The 17,055-nt window shown below is 74.6% G+C and carries 9 protein-coding genes; 7 read left to right on the top strand and 2 right to left on the bottom strand.

Features of this window, described 5'->3' with window-relative positions; translation table 11 throughout:
* The first annotated feature begins 40 nt into the window (after positions 1-40).
* The gene (locus ACFYX4_RS08060) at positions 41-1,165 is read left to right on the top strand and encodes a GuaB3 family IMP dehydrogenase-related protein (protein WP_389327790.1); all 1,125 of its coding nucleotides are present in this window, start codon (positions 41-43) and stop codon (positions 1,163-1,165) included.
* 147 nt (positions 1,166-1,312) lie between these two features.
* Here ACFYX4_RS08060 and ACFYX4_RS08055 read toward each other — a convergent pair whose 3' ends face one another.
* A complete protein-coding gene (locus ACFYX4_RS08055; protein WP_389327787.1) occupies positions 1,313-1,897 on the bottom strand; it encodes a hypothetical protein in 585 nt (194 codons plus the stop codon).
* A gap of 140 nt (positions 1,898-2,037) precedes the next feature.
* Positions 2,038-3,246, bottom strand: a complete 1,209-nt coding sequence (locus tag ACFYX4_RS08050) for a nucleotide sugar dehydrogenase (RefSeq protein WP_389327784.1) — start codon at positions 3,244-3,246, stop codon at positions 2,038-2,040.
* Positions 3,247-3,615: 369 nt separating this feature from the next.
* Between ACFYX4_RS08050 and ACFYX4_RS08045 the strand changes: the two genes are divergently transcribed.
* The 6 genes from ACFYX4_RS08045 to ACFYX4_RS08020 all read left to right on the top strand — a co-directional run bounded on the left by ACFYX4_RS08045 (position 3,616) and on the right by ACFYX4_RS08020 (position 17,010).
* Positions 3,616-5,322, top strand: a complete 1,707-nt coding sequence (locus tag ACFYX4_RS08045; protein ID WP_389327781.1) for a glycerol-3-phosphate dehydrogenase/oxidase — start codon at positions 3,616-3,618, stop codon at positions 5,320-5,322.
* Positions 5,323-5,500: 178 nt separating this feature from the next.
* Positions 5,501-7,804 (top strand): serine/threonine-protein kinase, encoded by a 2,304-nt coding sequence (locus ACFYX4_RS08040; protein ID WP_389328647.1) that lies wholly within the window; start codon positions 5,501-5,503, stop codon positions 7,802-7,804.
* 175 nt (positions 7,805-7,979) lie between these two features.
* A complete protein-coding gene (locus tag ACFYX4_RS08035; RefSeq protein WP_389327778.1) occupies positions 7,980-10,859 on the top strand; it encodes a protein kinase in 2,880 nt (959 codons plus the stop codon).
* A gap of 157 nt (positions 10,860-11,016) precedes the next feature.
* Complete coding sequence (locus tag ACFYX4_RS08030; RefSeq protein WP_389327775.1) at positions 11,017-13,131, top strand: protein kinase; 2,115 nt, start codon at positions 11,017-11,019, stop codon at positions 13,129-13,131.
* Positions 13,132-13,316: 185 nt separating this feature from the next.
* Positions 13,317-15,047, top strand: a complete 1,731-nt coding sequence (locus tag ACFYX4_RS08025) for a serine/threonine-protein kinase (protein ID WP_389327772.1) — start codon at positions 13,317-13,319, stop codon at positions 15,045-15,047.
* A gap of 148 nt (positions 15,048-15,195) precedes the next feature.
* Positions 15,196-17,010, top strand: coding sequence for a protein kinase (locus ACFYX4_RS08020; protein ID WP_389327770.1), 1,815 nt, complete (start codon positions 15,196-15,198; stop codon positions 17,008-17,010).
* Positions 17,011-17,055: the final 45 nt, after the last annotated feature.

Here is a 17,055-nt window from a genome sequence, read left to right as displayed (position 1 = left end):
ACTGGAAGACGCTGAAACGCATCAGGGAAAGGCCACAGACGTGACTGAGATCGAGATCGGGCGCGGCAAGCGCGGCCGCCGGGCGTACGCCTTCGACGACATCGCCGTCGTCCCCAGCCGCCGTACGCGGGACCCGAAGGAGGTCTCGATCGCCTGGCAGATCGACGCCTACCGCTTCGAGCTGCCGTTCCTGGCCGCTCCCATGGACTCGGTCGTCTCCCCGGCCACCGCGATCCGCATCGGCGAGCTCGGCGGGCTCGGCGTGCTCAACCTCGAAGGCCTGTGGACGCGGCACGAGGACCCGCAGCCGCTGCTGGACGAGATCGTCGGCCTGCCCGTCGAGTCGGCGACGCGCCGCCTCCAGGAGATCTACGCGGCCCCCATCAAGGAGGAGCTGATCGGGCAGCGCATCAAGGAGGTGCGCGACTCGGGCGTGGTCACCGCCGCCGCGCTCTCCCCGCAGCGCACCGCCCAGTTCTCCAAGGCCGTCGTGGACGCGGGCGTGGACATCTTCGTCATCCGCGGTACGACGGTCTCGGCGGAGCACGTCTCCGGCTCGCACGAACCGCTGAACCTGAAGCAGTTCATCTACGAGCTCGACGTCCCGGTGATCGTCGGCGGCTGCGCCACCTACACCGCGGCCCTGCACCTCATGCGCACCGGCGCGGCCGGCGTCCTCGTCGGCTTCGGCGGCGGCGCGGCGCACACCACCCGCAACGTGCTCGGCATCCAGGTCCCGATGGCGACGGCGGTCGCCGACGTCGCCGCGGCCCGCCGCGACTACATGGACGAGTCCGGCGGCCGGTACGTGCACGTGATCGCGGACGGCGGCGTCGGCTGGTCCGGCGACCTGCCCAAGGCGATCGCCTGCGGCGCCGACTCGGTGATGATGGGCTCGCCGCTCGCGCGCGCGAGCGACGCGCCGGGCCAGGGCCACCACTGGGGCATGGAGGCCGTCAACGAGGAGCTGCCGCGCGGCAAGAAGGTCGACCTCGGCACGGTCGGCACCCTCGAGGAGGTCCTCACCGGCCCGTCGCACACGCCGGACGGCTCGATGAACTTCTTCGGCGCCCTGCGCCGCGCCATGGCCACCACCGGCTACAGCGAGCTGAAGGAGTTCCAGCGCGTCGAGGTGACGGTGGCGGACTCGGTCCACCGCCGCTGAGGGCTCCGCCGGTGGGCGGTGTGTCGCTCCAGGTCCGGTGTGTCGTCTGCGGGTTTGTTGTGGCTGGTCGCGCAGTTCCCCGCGCCCCTGAAGGGCGAGGGCCCGTCCGCTGGAAGCGGACGGGCCCTCGCCCTTTTTCGGGGCGTTCTACGCCGCTGCCTTCTTCGCGCCGGAGAACGCGGCGAACGCGCCGATGCCGAGGAAGAGGTAGGTCATCGCGTCGGCCTCCTCGCTCCAGCCCTTGGTCACGACGTCGAGGTGCTCGGTGAACACCTCGGTCACGGAGACGCCGCCGAGGTCGGCCAGGAGCACGCCGATGCCGATGATCTGGCCCAGGTAGACCGCGCCCAGCGACAGCACGGCGCTCACCACGGGCAGCGCCGGGTTGGCGCCGCCGACCTTGCCGGCCGCGAAACCGACGAGGAAGCCGACGCCGACGGCCGCGTAGCCGATCTCGTACTCGGTGGCGCCCACGATGGCGCCGTAGATGCCGGCGGTGACCAGGGCCACGACGAGGGCCGTGAGCAGGCCGAGGGCGACGTTGCCGCGCGCGGGGGCCGGCGGGGCCGGGGGAGCGAAGGCCGCGGGGACGGGGCCGGGCGGGACCGCGCCGGGCGGGACGGGGCCGGGCGGGACGGGGCCGGGCTGCTGGGCGTACGGGTTGCCGCCGGCGGGCTGCTGGGCGTACGGGTTGCCCTCGACGGGCTGAGGCGGTGGCGTTGAGTCGGACATGACAGGTTCCCCCCATGGGACCGGTGAACAAGAGCGGAGCGGTGTCCGCACGCACGCGCGTGCGGGAAGTCGCCGCACAGTAGCAGGCGCCCGGCGCTCTCTTCACCGGTGATTTCGCGGGGGTCCGGTGGGCGGTTCCGTCAGAGTCGGTGCGCGGCTCCCGTGGGCGTGGCTCCCCGGGTGTCCAGGAGGAGTTGGGCCTTCACCGAGAGGCCCTGGAGGTCGTAGGTGCGGTGCTGCTGGAGCAGGATCGTGAGGTCGGCGTCGGCGGCGGCGTCGTAGAGGGATTCGGCGCGGGGGACCGGGCGGTCCAGGACGCTCCAGGACGGGACGTGGGGGTCGTGGTAGCTGACCGCCGCGCCGAGCTCCGTCAGGCGGATCGCGATCTCGCGCGCGGGGGTGTTCCGCTGGTCGGCGAGGTCGGGCTTGTAGGTGACGCCGAGGAGCAGGACGCGGGCGCCGCGGGCGGACTTGCCGTGCTCGTTGAGGAGGGCGGCGGCGCGCTGGACGACGTAACGGGGCATGCGGCTGTTGACCTGCTCGGCCAGCTCCACCATGCGCAGGGGGCTGCCGAGGTGGCCGGTGCGGTTCAGCGGGACGGAGTGGCCGCCCACGCCGGGGCCGGGGCGGAAGGCCTGGAAGCCGAAGGGCTTGGTCTCGGCGCAGCGCACGACGTCCCACAGGTCGACGCCCAGGTCGTGGCAGAGGACGGCCATCTCGTTGACGAGGGCCATGTTGACGTGCCGGAAGTTGGTCTCCAGCAGATGCACGGTCTCCGCCTCGCGCAGGCCGCGCGCGCGGACGACCTTGTCGGTGAGCCGGCCGTAGAACGCGGCGGCCGACTCGGTGCAGGCCGGGGTGAGGCCGCCGATGACCTTCGGGGTGTTGACCGGGGTGAAGTCGCGGCGGCCGGGGTCGACGCGGCTCGGGGAGTACGCGAGGTGGAAGTCGCGGCCCGCGCGGAGGCCGGACATCTCCTCCAGGAGCGGGCGCAGGAACTCCTCCGTCGTCCCCGGGTACACGGGCGATTCGAGGATCACGGTGGTGTGCGGGCGCAGATGCCCGGCCAGGGTGCGCGCGGCGGCCTCCACCTGGCTCAGGTCGAGTCCACCGTCCGCGTCGCGCGGGGTGGGGGCGCAGATGACCGCGGTGCGCACCCGGCCCAGCTCGGCCGGGTCGGTGGCGGGCCGGAAGCCTCCCGAGAGCATCCGGCGCAGTTCGGCGGGGCTGAGGGAGCCCGCCTCGGGGCCGGTGCGGTAGCCGAGCGTCGGGATGCCGACGGCCACGGCGGCCTGGGCCAGGGGCAGGCCGAGCGGGCCGAGTCCGATCACGGCGAGATCTGCGGGCATGGCGTGGGCCGTCCTTCCCAGTAACCGAAGCGGGACAGGTGCGCAAGCCCTGTGGACAGGACGGGCGAGCGCAATGTCAGACTAGGAGTAAATATGACCGATTTGCGGGATTGATCGGCTGTGTTCGGCGGTGTTTTCCGCTGGTCCCGGGCGCGTCCGCGGCCGCTCCCGGGTCGGGCCCGCACCTCTCCCGCGACTCTCCCGCGACTGTCCCGCGCCTCCCCTGCGGCGATCCCGTGAGAGTTATCCACAGGCTGAGGGTGCGTGGTGGCTGAAGTCGGGCAACACCGTCAGAATTTGGGCATGGGGGAAAGGGACCGGGCCTCGCCCTGAGCGGCGCGGCCCACGGACCGACAGCGGGAGGCAGCGGTGAGGACAGCGACACTGGGACCGGCGCAGCGAGCGGAGTCACTGGCGGCCATGGCCGAGCGCGAGCTGGACGTGCTGGTCGTGGGAGGCGGCGTGGTCGGCGCGGGCACCGCGCTCGACGCCGTCACGCGCGGCCTGTCGACCGGCCTGGTCGAGGCGCGGGACTGGGCCTCGGGCACGTCGAGCAGGTCCAGCAAGCTGATCCACGGCGGTCTGCGCTATCTGGAGATGCTCGACTTCGCCCTCGTCCGGGAGGCGCTGAAGGAGCGGGGCCTGCTGCTGGAGCGGCTCGCCCCCCACCTGGTCAAGCCCGTCGCGTTCCTCTACCCGCTCCAGCACAAGGGCTGGGAGCGGCTCTACGCCGGCTCGGGCGTCGCGCTCTACGACGTGATGTCCATGGCCCGCGGGCACGGCCGGGGCCTGCCGATGCACCGTCACCTGAGCCGCCGTCACGCCCTGCGTGTCGCGCCCGCCCTCAAGAAGGACGCCCTGGTCGGCGCGCTCCAGTACTACGACGCCCAGATGGACGACGCCCGCTTCGTCGCCACGCTCGTGCGCACCGCGGCGGGGTACGGCGCGAAGACGGCCAACCGCGCGCGCGTGACGGCCTTCCTGCGCGAGGGCGAACGGGTCGTCGGCGCGCGCGTGCAGGACGTCGAGGGCGGCGGCGAGTACGAGGTGCGCGCCCGGCAGGTCGTGAACGCCACCGGCGTGTGGACCGACGACACACAGGCGATGGTCGGGGAGCGGGGACAGTTCCACGTCCGCGCCTCCAAGGGCATCCACCTCGTCGTGCCCAGGGACCGCATCCACTCCACCACCGGGCTGATCCTGCGCACCGAGAAGTCGGTGCTGTTCGTCATCCCCTGGGGCCGGCACTGGATCGTCGGCACCACCGACACCGGCTGGGAGCTCGACAAGGCCCACCCGGCCGCCTCCAGCGCGGACATCGACTACCTGCTGGATCACGTGAACTCGGTCCTCGCGGTGCCCCTCACGCGCGATGACGTCGAGGGCGTCTACGCCGGTCTGCGACCCCTCCTCGCGGGCGAGTCCGACGCCACCAGCAAGCTGTCGCGCGAGCACACCGTCGCCCACCCCGTGCCCGGCCTGGTCGTCGTGGCCGGCGGCAAGTACACGACGTACCGGGTCATGGCCAAGGACGCCGTCGACGCCGCCGTGCACGGACTCGATCTGCGGGTCGCCGAGTGCGTCACCGAAGAGGTCCCGCTGCTGGGCGCGGAGGGCTACCGGGCGCTGTGGAACGCGCGGGCGCGCACGGCCGCCCGGACCGGGCTGCACGTGGTGCGGGTCGAGCACCTCCTCAACCGGTACGGCTCCATGGCCGAGGAACTCCTCGAACTCGTCGAGGCCGACCCCTCGCTCGGCGAACCGCTCCAGTCGGCCGACGACTACCTGCGCGCCGAGATCGTCTACGCCGCCTCCCACGAGGGGGCGCGCCACCTCGACGACGTGCTGACCCGCCGCACCCGCATCTCCATCGAGACCTTCGACCGGGGCGCGCGCAGCGCCCGGGAGGCGGCCGAGCTGATGGCGCCCGTCCTCGGCTGGGACAAGGACCAGATAGAACGTGAGGTCGAGCACTACCAGAAGCGGGTGGAGGCCGAGCGGGAATCGCAGCGCCAGCCCGACGACCTCACCGCGGACGCGGCGCGGCTCGGAGCGCCGGACATCGTGCCCCTGTGACGAGGGAAGCGGAACTCGGCTCTGTGCAGGGGCGGTTCGCGCGGGCCGGGATCCGAGCCGTCCCATCTGGCCGGAATGCGTCGGTGCTCATGTGCCGTCAGGGGCACCCTGGGCGTCGGGCACTTGTCGGGTAGGGGACAATGGAGGCTCTGTCAGGGCGGGTTGCATGAGGGGACGCATGTCGGAGGCGGAGCGGGCGGGGACATCCCGTCAGGACAAGAGTGCACGTCTCCTCGCCGGGCGGTACCGGCTGGGAGACGTACTCGGCCGCGGCGGCATGGGGACGGTGTGGCGCGCGGAGGACGAGACGCTCGGCCGGACGGTCGCCGTCAAGGAGCTGCGGTTCCCCGGGAACATCGACGAGGACGAGAAGCGCCGACTGATCACGCGGACGCTGCGCGAGGCCAAGGCCATCGCGCGGATCCGCAACAACAGCGCGGTGACCGTCTTCGACGTGGTCGACGAGGACGACCGGCCGTGGATCGTGATGGAGCTCGTCGAGGGCAAGTCGCTCGCCGAGGTCATCCGTGAGGACGGCGTGCTGGAGCCTCGGCGCGCGGCCGAGGTCGGACTCGCGATCCTCGACGTGCTGCGCTCGGCGCACCGCGAGGGCATCCTGCACCGTGACGTGAAGCCGTCGAACGTGCTGATCGCCGAGGACGGCCGGGTCGTGCTCACCGACTTCGGCATCGCGCAGGTCGAGGGCGACCCCTCCATCACCTCCACCGGCATGCTCGTCGGCGCGCCCTCCTACATCTCGCCCGAGCGCGCCCGCGGCCACAAGCCCGGACCGGCCGCCGACCTGTGGTCGCTCGGCGGTCTGCTGTACGCGTCGGTCGAGGGCTCGCCCCCGTACGACAAGGGCTCCGCGATCGCGACGCTCACCGCGGTGATGACCGAGCAGCTGGAGGAGCCGAAGAACGCCGGCCCGCTGAAGGACGTCATCTACGGGCTGCTCAACAAGGACCCCGAGCGGCGGCTCGACGACGCCGGGGCGCGGGCGAAGCTGAACGCGGTGATCCACGCGCCCGAGCCGAAGGAGGCGGAGCCGGCCGACGCGACGAAGCTCGTGCCGCTGCCCATCCAGCCGGACGGCCCGGACGGCAGGGGAAGCTCATCGGGCTCGGGCGGCTCGGGCTCGGGCGGTTCGGGGGGTGCCGAGGCGGCCGAGAAGCTGCGCGGGGCGTTCCGTTCCGTGCGCAAGGCCGCCGTCGCGGCGGGGGCGGCCACCTCGGCGGCCGCGGCCGCGGCGCGCGCCAAGTCGGCCAACGGGTCGACGGACAGGGCGGGTTCACCGGGTTGGGCCGACTCCTCGGGTTCTTCGGGGCCGGGAGCCGTCAGGGCGGGGGAGTCCGCCGAGGGCGGGCGAGGGGCCGGTTCCGGTTCCGCTTCCGGTTCGGGGGCCCGTTCGGGGGCCGCCGGTTCCGCCCCGGCTGCCTCTTCTCCGTCGTCGGCTGCCGCGCCGGGCGCCAAGGCCGGTGCGAAGTCCGGCGCCGCCGCGGGGGCGTCCGCGTCCTTGTCGGCTCCGGCGCCCCGATCCGGGTCCGGTGCCGGCACCGGCACCGGCACTGGTAGCGGTACCGGCACCGGCACCGGCACCAGTGGTTCGGTGAACGGCGGTACGGGCGGCCGCAGTTCCGGGTGGCCCGTGATGACGCCGCCGGACCTGCCGCCGAGGCCCGTCCCCAGGGCGCCGATCACCGACGTCGTCCCGAAGCGGACGCTGGTCATCATCGCCGTGGTCGTCGTGCTCGCGGTGCTCGGCACCGTGCTGGCCATCACCTTCGGCGGGGACGACAGCAAGACGAACGGCGCGAAGTCCGGCGGCGGCACGACCGGCGCCAGTGCGAGCGCCGGCGCCGACCCGGGCGCGAGCAAGAGCACGGGCACGGACACGAGCCCCGACACCAAGGACGACGAGGCCGGCGGGACCCGCACCGACGGGACGGCGGGCCAGTCCGCCTCCCAGGGCTCGTCCTCCGCCACCCCGAGCGGCAGCGCCGGCACGGCCGGTGACGCCGGAACCGGCGCTTCCGCGGGCGGGGCCGCCCAGGCGGTGTCGACGCACACGGGCACGCAGGGTTACTCGATAGGACTGCCCGCCGGGTGGAAGTACCAGCGCGCGAGCGCCGCGGGCGACCGGTTCACCGGGCCCGACGGACAGCGGCTGCTCGTCGCCTGGACGACCACGCCCAAGGACGACCCCGTCGCGGACTGGAAGGCCCAGGAGCGCACCATGGTGCGCTCCCAGTACCAGAAGATCCGCATAGAGAAGGTGGACTACCGCGGCTGGAACACGGCCGACTGGGAGTTCACCTACACGGAGGGCGGCACCGGCTACCGCTCGATAGACCGCGGTTTCGTTGTCAACGACAGCCAGGGGTACGCGCTGATGTACTCGGCGAAGTCCGCCACCTGGGACGGCGAACTGCGCCAGAGCACCTGGAAGACGCTGACGGAGACGTTCCAGCCGAAGAAGTAGGACGCGGGTCCGCCGTGTGCGGTGCGTGAGATCTGGGCATCCCTCTCTGCGAGTTGCCTCCGGCACGTATCGTGAGTGCTCGCGGACCGTACGCATCCGGCCGAACAGCCGGTTACGGCCGGAACGGGCCGCAGGACGAACGGAATTGATCGACCGGGCGGCCGGGGGAGGCATCGTGGACGACTACGCGGGGCGAGTGCTCGCCGACCGCTACCGCCTGCCGCTGCCGCCCTCCGACGAGTACGAACTCACCGAGTCCCGGGCGTTCGACACCTACAGCGGACAGGAAGTCCTGGTCCGTCAGGTGCCGTTGCCCGAGGTCGTCGAGGCGGAGGTGCTCGACGCGGAGGGGCTGCCCGACGGGTTCACGGCGCGGACGCCGGGCGCGCGACGGCCGACGGGGCGCGCGGGGGCCAGTACGCGCCGGCCGGCCGATCCGGTCGTACGGCGCGCGGTCGAGGCGGCGCAGGCCGCGGCGAGCATCCCCGACCATCCCCGGCTCGACCAGGTCTTCGACGTGTTCGCCGAGGGCGGCTCGCTGTGGATAGTGAGCGAACTGGTGGCGGCGCGCCCGCTGGCGGCACTGCTCGCCGAGAAGCCGCTGACGCCGTACCGGGCGGCGGAGGTCGCCTCCGACGTGCTGATGGCGCTGCGGGTGCTGCACGCGCACGGCTGGGTGCACCGCAACATCACCGCACGCACCGTCCTGGTCTGCGACGACGGCCGGGTCATGCTGACGGGCCTCGCGGTGGGCGCGGCGGAGGAGGCGCTCTGCGGGTACGACCCGGTGCCGGCGGAGGAGAACGAGGATGCCGGTTCGGGGGCCGGCGGTACGGGGTTCGGGAGTCTGTCGGGCGCGGCGATCGGCGGCCCGGGCGCCGGTGGGGCCGGCTTCGGCGGACCGACGGGTCCTGCCGGCAGCGGCGGTAGTGACGTCGGCTTCGGCGGGCCGGCCGGCGGCGGCGGTTTCGGCGGGGCGGCGGGTGGCGGCACGGGTTTCGGCGGGTCGACGGGCGGTGGCGCGGGCTTCGGCGGGGCGGCGGGCGGTGGCCCCGGGTACGGCGGGGCGGCCGGTTCGGGTGCCGGCGGAGTCGGTCATGCGAGGCCCGTCGGGCCGGGGGCCGGTGCGGGACGCGGCGGTGCCGCGGGAGCGGGGTTCGCGGACGCGGGCGGGCGTGGGCCCGGTGAGTTCGGCGGCGGGGCCGGTGGCGGCGGTGGGGCCGGTGGGGCCGACCCCGAGGCGGCGCGGCGGGCGGCGATCGAGGCGCGGGCGGCCGGAGGCCTCCCGGCGGCCGGCGCGGAGCCCGCCGACCCGGAAGGGGCGTCCGGCGGATCGGCTTCCGGAGCCGTGGAGACCGGCGGGGACATCCGTGCCGCGCGGGCCGGGGCGATCGCCGCGTACCGGGCGGGCGCGCGGGCGGCGGCCCGGGTCCAGGAGGCCCAGCAGAGCGGGCGGGCGGCGCTGCCGGGCGCCCGTACGTCGTCCGAGGGCAGCACCGGAGTCGTGGGCGCGTCGGGATCGCCGTACGCCATCGGGTCCGGGCGCGAGCACGCGCACGGGAGCGCGGGCGGCGGTACCGCGCCGGGGCAGATCGCCGACCCCGACGGGGTGCGCGGCGCGCCCGTGCCGGGCATGGGGGCGGTCGGACCGGTGCCCGTGCCGCCGCAGGGCGTCGCGGCCGGGGCCGAGCCGCGCACGGGCGCCCGTTGGGACGAACTCGCGGCCGGAGCCGGGGTGCGGCGGGGGCCGGCCACCGCGCTGGCCGCCGAGCGGGCCCGGCAGGCACGGATGGCCGTCGTCGGTCCCGTCACCGAACGCTGGGCGCCGGAACAGGCAGGCCCCGTCCACGAGAACTGGCAGCTGGCCGCGCCCATCGGGCCCGCCACCGACCTGTGGGCGCTCGGCGCGCTGCTCTTCCGGTCCGTCCAGGGCCACGCGCCCTACCCGGAGGAGTCGACGGCGGAGCTGGTGCAGATGGTGTGCGCCGAGCCGCCCGCCTTCGCCGAGGAGTGCGGCCCGCTCAGGCCGGTCGTGGAGTCGCTGCTGCGTCAGGACCCCACCGAGCGCCTCGACTTCGAGGAACTGCGCGGCTGGCTGCGCTCGCTGGTGCGCTCGGCGCCCGAGCCCGAGGCGGGTACGTACGTCGTCGCCGCGCCGCCCACCGACCCGCGCCGGCTGCCGATCGTCCGCCGCAGGGGCGAACTGGTGCGCAGGCGGCGCGCCGGGCTGCCCGCGACCAGCGGACGGCACAAGCGGGCCCGCAAGGAGACGAACCGTTCGCCCCGCAGCCTGGGCCGCACGCTGCTGCTGCTGATACTGCTGGCGATGGCCGCGGTGATCGCGTACGCCGTGCTGTTCATGCCCAAGGCCGGTGAGGAGAACTCGGGAGCGCCGGGGGCCGAGCGGACCGGGGCCGCGGGGCAGACCGGACAGGCGCCCGACGCGAGCGGCGCGCCGGGGTCCGACGGCCGGAACACGCCGTCGCCCGACAGCAGCGCCTCCGCGTCGGCCTCCGGCGGCTCCGCGACGAGCGGGTCCGGTTCCGACGGGTCCGGGACCGAGACGCAGTCCGGTTCCGGCGGTTCCGGCACGGCGGAGGCCGCCGACGGGTTCACCGTGCGCAAGGACGCGGAGGGCTTCCAGATCGCCGTCGCCGACGGCTGGGAGCGCACGCCCAAGAACGGGCGCGGCCAGGTGGTCTACTCGCGCAGCGGCTTCGAGCTGATCGTCGTCCCCGGCCGGGACACCGCCGCTCGGTACGGCAGCGATCCGATGGCCTACCAGCGGGAGCGGGAGAGCGAGCTCCAGCCGTACCGCGACTCCAGCTGGGCCACCGCGTCCGGGCTGCGCACCATCCAGGTGGGCGGACGGGTCATGGCCGAGGGGCAGTTCACCTGGACCGCCGCCGACGGGCGCGAGCTGTTCGTGCGCAATCTCGCGATGCTCCTCGACGGGCGCTACCACGTCGTACAGCTGCGCGGTCCGGAGGCGGAGCGGGACGAGGTGACGCGGCTGTTCGAGCAGGCTTCGGCGAGTTACCGGTACACCCGCTGAGCGGGTCGCGACTCGTGCGCGGCGCCTCCGGTTCCCCTTCCGCCCCAGAAGCGACAACCGTCACAGTGCGGTTTCCTTGCCACCCCGCTTGTTCCCCGAAAGGGGGACGGTCTTTACGCTGGCCCTGTCAAGAGCATTGCGGGGCAACGTGAATCAGATGCAGGGCTCGCTCGTCGCGGGCCGCTACCGGCTCGCCGACGCGATAGGCAGCGGCGGCATGGGCCGTGTGTGGCGTGCGCACGACGAGCTGCTGCACAGGGCCGTCGCCATCAAGGAACTGACCGCCGCGCTCTACGTCTCGGAGAGCGACCAGACCGTCCTGCTGGCGCGCACCCGGGCCGAGGCCCGCGCGGCCGCGCGGATCAACCACTCCGCCGTGGTCACCGTGCACGACGTGCTCGAACACGACGGCCGGCCGTGGATCGTGATGGAGCTGGTCGAGGGCCGCTCGCTGGCCGACGCGGTCAAGGAGGACGGGCGCGTCGAGCCCACCGAGGCCGCCCGGATCGGCCTGTGGGTGCTGCGCGCCCTGCGCGCCGCGCACTCCGCCGGCGTCCTGCACCGTGACGTCAAGCCGGGCAACGTGCTGCTCTCCCACGACGGGCGGGTCCTGCTCACCGACTTCGGCATCGCCCAGATCGAGGGCGACGCCACCATCACCCGCACCGGGGAGGTCGTCGGATCCGTCGACTACCTCGCCCCCGAGCGGGTCCGCGGCCAGGACCCCGGCCCGTCCTCCGACCTGTGGGCGCTCGCCGCGACGCTGTACACGGCGGTGGAGGGGCGCTCGCCGTTCCGCCGCACCACGCCGCTGACCACCCTTCAGGCGGTGGTCGAGGAGGAGGCCGCGGAGCCGCACCACGCCGGCCCGCTCGGCCCCGTCATCGCCGCGCTGCTGCGCAAGGACCCGGCCGACCGGCCCGACATGACCGAGGCCGAGCACCTGCTCGCCGAAGCGGCGGAGGGACGCCGGCCGAACGACGCCCAGGCGTACGTACCGACGCAGTTCACGGGGCCCGGCGGCGGGGCGGGGGGCCGCCCGGCGGCCGGTTCGGGTACCGGCGGGCACCCCTCGGCCGGTGCGGGTACGGGGGGCTATCCCGGGTCCGGTTCGGGTACCGGCGGGCACCCCTCGGCCGGTGCGGGCACGGGCGGCTATGCCGGGTCCGGTTCGGGTACCGGCGGGCACCTCGCGGCCGGTGCGGGCACTGGCGGGCACTCCGCAGCCGGTGCGGGTACCGGCGGGCGCCCCTCGGCCGGTGCGGGCACGGGTGGCTATCCCGCGGCAGGTTCGGGTGCCGGCGGCTACCCCGGGTCCGGTACGGCGGCGACCTCGTACGGCGTCGGCGCGTCGGAGGCGGCGACGCCCGTCCCGGGCTCCGCCGAGGCCCCCTTCGGGTACCCGCAGGGGCATCACCTGTCGCCGCTGACCGTCCCGACCGCCGTCGGGCCGCCGGCCGGCTCGGGTCAGGGACAGCCCCCGGCACCGGCCCATTCCTCCCAGCCCGCCCAGGGCCCCGCCGCGCCCACCCGCTCCGCCCGCCGCCGCCGGCTGCGCACACTCGCGCTCGTGGTCGTCGTCGCCGCGCTGGTCGGCGGCGGTACGGCGCTGACGTTGCAGAACTGGCACGACGACCGGCGGTCGGACTCCGGCTCCGCCGCGTCGGGCGCCTCGCCGACCGACGATCCCGGCCCGACGCCCACCGGCAAGCCCGCCCAGCAGGGCGCCGTGCCCGACTCCTGGGAAGAGGTCACCGACCCGCTGGGCTTCGGGCTCTCCCTGCCCGAGGGCTGGGAGCGGCAGGTGTTCCAGGACGACGGCGACCTGAAGCAGATCGACTACACGCCCGACGGCGGCGAGCACTTCCTGCGCATCGCCGTCGACGCCTCCCCGGACTTCGACGACCCCTACGCCCACCAGATCGACCTGGAAGTGCAGTTGCAGCGGCTGGTCGACTACAAGCGGGTCACCCTGGAGCGGAACGTGTACCGCGACCGCGAGGGCGCCGAGTGGGAGTACACCTGGACCGCGCTCGCCAAGGACACGGAGTTCCCCGGCCCGCGCCGCGCGATCGAGGAGACGTACATCGCCCGGGACGGCACCGAGTACGTGATCTACATGTCGTCCCCGGCCGAGGACTGGGAGACCGCCTCCCAGCAGTTCAAGTCGGTGCTGCGGAGCTGGCGGGAGCCGACGGGCACGCCGCCCGAGTCGACGGACACCTCCCCGGAGTCGACGGCCACCTCCCTGGAACCGACGCGCACTTCCTGAGCCGGCGAGAGCACGACCCTGAGCCGGTGAGAGCACGATCGCGAGCCGGTGAGAGCACGTTCGTGAGCCGGTGAGCACGTCCTGAACCGGTGAGCGCGGTTCTGAACCGGCGTGCGCCCGGGGGTCCGTGACTTGGCCGGTCGGCGCCCCGGAGGCGCGGCATCCGGTGCGGCATGATGGGGCGCATGGGGACCGAGGGGGACGACGGCCGGGTCATCGCAGGCCGCTACCGGCTGGAGACACGGCTCGGGCGCGGTGGCATGGGCGTCGTCTGGCGGGCCACGGACCGGCTGTTGGGACGGCGTGTCGCCGTCAAGGAACTGGTCCAGGACGACGCGCTGTCCGAGCAGGAGGCCCGTGGCCGCCGCGACCGGACGCTGCGCGAGGCCCGCGCGGTCGCCCAGTTGAGCCACCCGCACATCATCGTCGTGCACGACGTCGTCGTGGAGGACGAACGCCCTTATATCGTCATGGAGTTGATCGACGGCGGCTCGCTCGCCGACCGGATCGCCGAGAGCGGCCCCGTGGAGGCGCGCGAGGCGGCCCGGATCGGCGCGGATCTGCTCGGAGCCCTGCGCGCCGCGCACGCGGCCGGCGTGCTGCACCGGGACATCAAGCCCGCCAACGTCCTGATCGAGTCCGGCACCGGCCGTGCCGTCCTCACCGACTTCGGGATCGCCCAGGTCGCGGGGGCCACCACGCTCACCGAGACCGGTTCGTTCGTCGGCTCGCCCGAGTACACCGCGCCCGAGCGGATGTCGGGGGAGCGGACCGGCCCCGCCTCCGACCTGTGGTCGCTGGGCGCGCTGCTGTGCACTGCGCTCAGCGGTGAATCGCCGTTCCGCCGCGACTCGTTGGGCGGCATCCTGCACGCCGTCGTCTTCGCCGACATCCGGACGCCGCCGCAGGCCGCGCCGCTGCTGCCCGTCGTACGGGGGCTGCTGGAGCGGGACCCGGACCGGCGGCTGGACGCGGCGGAGGCGGAGCGGATGCTGCGCGCCTTCCTGGACACCGGGCGCACACCGACGGCGCATCGGGACACCGGGCGCACGGGGTCGGCGTGGCGGAACTCGGGGCGTACGCCGTCGGCGTGGACGGCGCGGGTCGGGGCGGCGCGAGCCGGTGGGGCGCGGGCGGGAGCGGGGGTCGGATACACGCCGACGCAGGCCGACCTGCCGTTGGGGCAGCCCTCGCTCCCGGAGGGCGGAGCGGGCGGGCCCGGCGGCCGGGAACGCTCCCCGCGGGGCATGCTGGTGGCGGCGCTGCTGGTCGCCGCGATGGCGGGGGCCGGGGTGTCCGCGGTGGCGCTGCTGGTGGACCGGGACGGCGACGGGGGCGGCGGCTCGACGACGAGCTCCGCGCCGGGACTGCCCACGGGCGCTTCGCCGACGGGTACGTCCTCGACGGCGGGCGCGTCCTCGACCGGGGGTTCCTCGACAGGGAGTTCCTCGGCATCCGCGGGGGAGCGGCCCTCCGCTCCCTCCGGTTACCGCGTCGCCGACGACCCCGCCGGGTTCGCGCTCGCCGTGCCGGACGGGTTCACCCGCGTCCCGCAGGGCGAGCGCATCTTCTACCTGTCCCCGGGCGGGACCTTCCGCCTCGGCATCAAGGTCTCCGCCCCACAGGAGGGCGGCCCGCTGGCCGTGATGCGGCGCGCCGCCGCCGAGGGCGCGGCCACCAACCCCGGTTACCGCGACGGCCGGGTCACCGAGACCACGCGCGACGGACGCCCCGCCGCTCTCTGGGAGTTCACCTGGAACGGCTTCAGCGCGGCGGAGGGCCCCCGGCACACCTACGACCTGTGCTGGGAGGAGGGCGGCCGGATGTACGACGTGTGGGTGTCGGCGCCGGTCGGCAGGGCGCGGGAGGCACGGGAGTACTTCGACGTCGCGGTCGACACCCTCGTACCGGCGTGACGCATATCATGTGCAAGCTCACCGTGGCCTGTCCGGGCGCGGGCGAATTCACCGAGCGCTGCCGCGAGGTGGTGCGGACGGCGATCGCGGGCCTGGAGCTCGACACGTTGTAGCGTCCGGCGGCGGGTCGCCGTGGTAGTCATGGGACATGAGCTACGACGGGGAGCCCGGAGGCGACAAGGGCCGGATGGTCGGCGGGCGTTACCGGTTGCTCGAACGCATCGGCTCCGGCGTCACCGGCACCGTCTGGCGGGCGCACGACGAGGTCGGCGAACGCGAAGTAGCCGTCAAACGCCCGCACTTGCCCGACGATCCCGAGGACGAGGCCCATCGCAGGGCCGCCCACCGCCTCTACCGGGAGGCACGCGCCGCCGCCCGCGTCGACCACCCCTCCGCGGTCGCCATCCACGACGTGGTGATGGAGGAGGACGAGGGCCGCCAGGACGGACTGCCCTGGATCGTCATGGAGTCGATCCGAGGCGAGTCCCTCCACGACGCCCTGCGCCGAGGCCCCCTCCCCCCACCCGAGGCCGCCCGCATCGGCCTCGCGGTCCTGGGCGCACTGCGCGCGGCGCACGCCGTGGGCATAGTCCACCGAGACGTGAAAGCCACGAACGTCCTGCTCGCCCCGGACGGCAGAGTGGTCCTGACGGACTTCGGCATAGCGGACGCCCACGGCGAGGAACCGGCAGGCGGGTTCGTCGAGCAACTCGCCGCTTCGCAGGGCGACTTCGTCGTCCCGCCGGAGTTCGTGGTGCCGCCCGAGCGGACGGACGGGCTGGGGGCCGCCGGGCCCGCCTCCGATCTGTGGTCGCTCGGAGTGCTGCTGTACGCCGCCGTCGAGGGGCGTCCCCCGTTCCGCCGTACGGTCCCGCAGGACACCCCCGACGCGGAGCCGCCCGCGCCGAAGCAGGCCGGGCCGCTGGGGCCCCTGCTCGTACGGCTGCTGGAGCGGGACCCCGAGCGGAGGCCGTCCGCGGCCGAGGTCGCCGTGGCGCTGGAGGCGGCGGAGGGGCGGACGCCGCCGGACCCCGGGGCGCTCCCGCCCGGACGGGACACGGCACCCTCCTCCGAGCCGCCCCGACCGGCACGATCCCCCGAGCAGGCAGCCGCCCCGCCCTCCAGCCGGCCGACGCCGGATGCCGGCCCGCCGACGCCCGATGCGGCACCGTCCCCCGGCCGCCCCGCCCCCGATGCGGAATCGTCCCTCGGCCGCCCTGCCCCAGAGGTGGAATCGTCCCCCGGCCGCCCTGCCCCCGAGACGGCACCGCCGCCGTCCCGCTCCCGCCGCACCCTCCCCCTGACCTTCCTCACCCTCCTCCTCGCCGGTGGCGCCTGGCTGGGGACGTCCTTCCTGGGCGAGCCCGACAGCGGGGCGAGCACGGAGCGGACGGGAGCCGCCGGCACCGCGGCCCCCGCACCGGCCGCCACCTCCACCCCCGCGCCCGCCACCACCCCGGCCGTCACCTCCACCCCCACCCCTACCTCAACCCCTGCCGCCACCCCCTGGATCGCTCACCCGCAGCCCGCCATGGACGCCGTCCTCTCCCTCCCCGCCGGTTTCCGCGAGACCGGCCCGCAGGGCGCGAGCGGCGGCGGGCCGCAGCCGCGGTTCGCGGTCTACTCGGCCGGGGCCGTCGTCGTACGGCTCACGCAGTGGGACCGGGCGCCCGCCTCCCCGGCGGAGCGGGCCGCGCAGGCGCGCGAGGCGTGGAGCGGGGCGGAGGGCGGCGCGCGGACGCTGACCACCGGCACGAGCCTCCACGGCTACGACGCCGTCCTCGCCGACACCGCCCGCGGCCCCGCCGACCGCCCGTCCCGCGTCGTCGAACTGTTCGTCCTCACCGACGACCGCCGCATGTACGAACTGCGGGTGGACATGCCCAAGGGGACGGCGGACGAGCGACGCGGCATGGAGGTTTTCGAGTCGGCCCGCGACCGTCTCCGGATCGGCGCACCCTGAGGCACCCCGCCTGATCAGCGGCTTTGTTGCCAGTGACCACTGGCG

Origin of the sequence: Streptomyces sp. NPDC002328, assembly GCF_042890065.1 — a bacterium.
Taxonomy (GTDB): domain Bacteria; phylum Actinomycetota; class Actinomycetes; order Streptomycetales; family Streptomycetaceae; genus Streptomyces.
Note: the sequence above shows the minus strand (reverse complement) of the source record. Positions and strands in the feature narration are given on the sequence as shown.

Coding starts and splice junctions, on each gene's coding strand:
- ACFYX4_RS08030 (WP_389327775.1), top strand. CDS start 11,017: ATGCAGGGCTCGCTCGTCGCGGGCCGCTACCGGCTCGCCGACGCGATA.
- ACFYX4_RS08055 (WP_389327787.1), bottom strand. CDS start 1,897: ATGTCCGACTCAACGCCACCGCCTCAGCCCGTCGAGGGCAACCCGTAC.
- ACFYX4_RS08025 (WP_389327772.1), top strand. CDS start 13,317: ATGGGGACCGAGGGGGACGACGGCCGGGTCATCGCAGGCCGCTACCGG.
- ACFYX4_RS08040 (WP_389328647.1), top strand. CDS start 5,501: ATGTCGGAGGCGGAGCGGGCGGGGACATCCCGTCAGGACAAGAGTGCA.
- ACFYX4_RS08020 (WP_389327770.1), top strand. CDS start 15,196: ATGAGCTACGACGGGGAGCCCGGAGGCGACAAGGGCCGGATGGTCGGC.
- ACFYX4_RS08050 (WP_389327784.1), bottom strand. CDS start 3,246: ATGCCCGCAGATCTCGCCGTGATCGGACTCGGCCCGCTCGGCCTGCCC.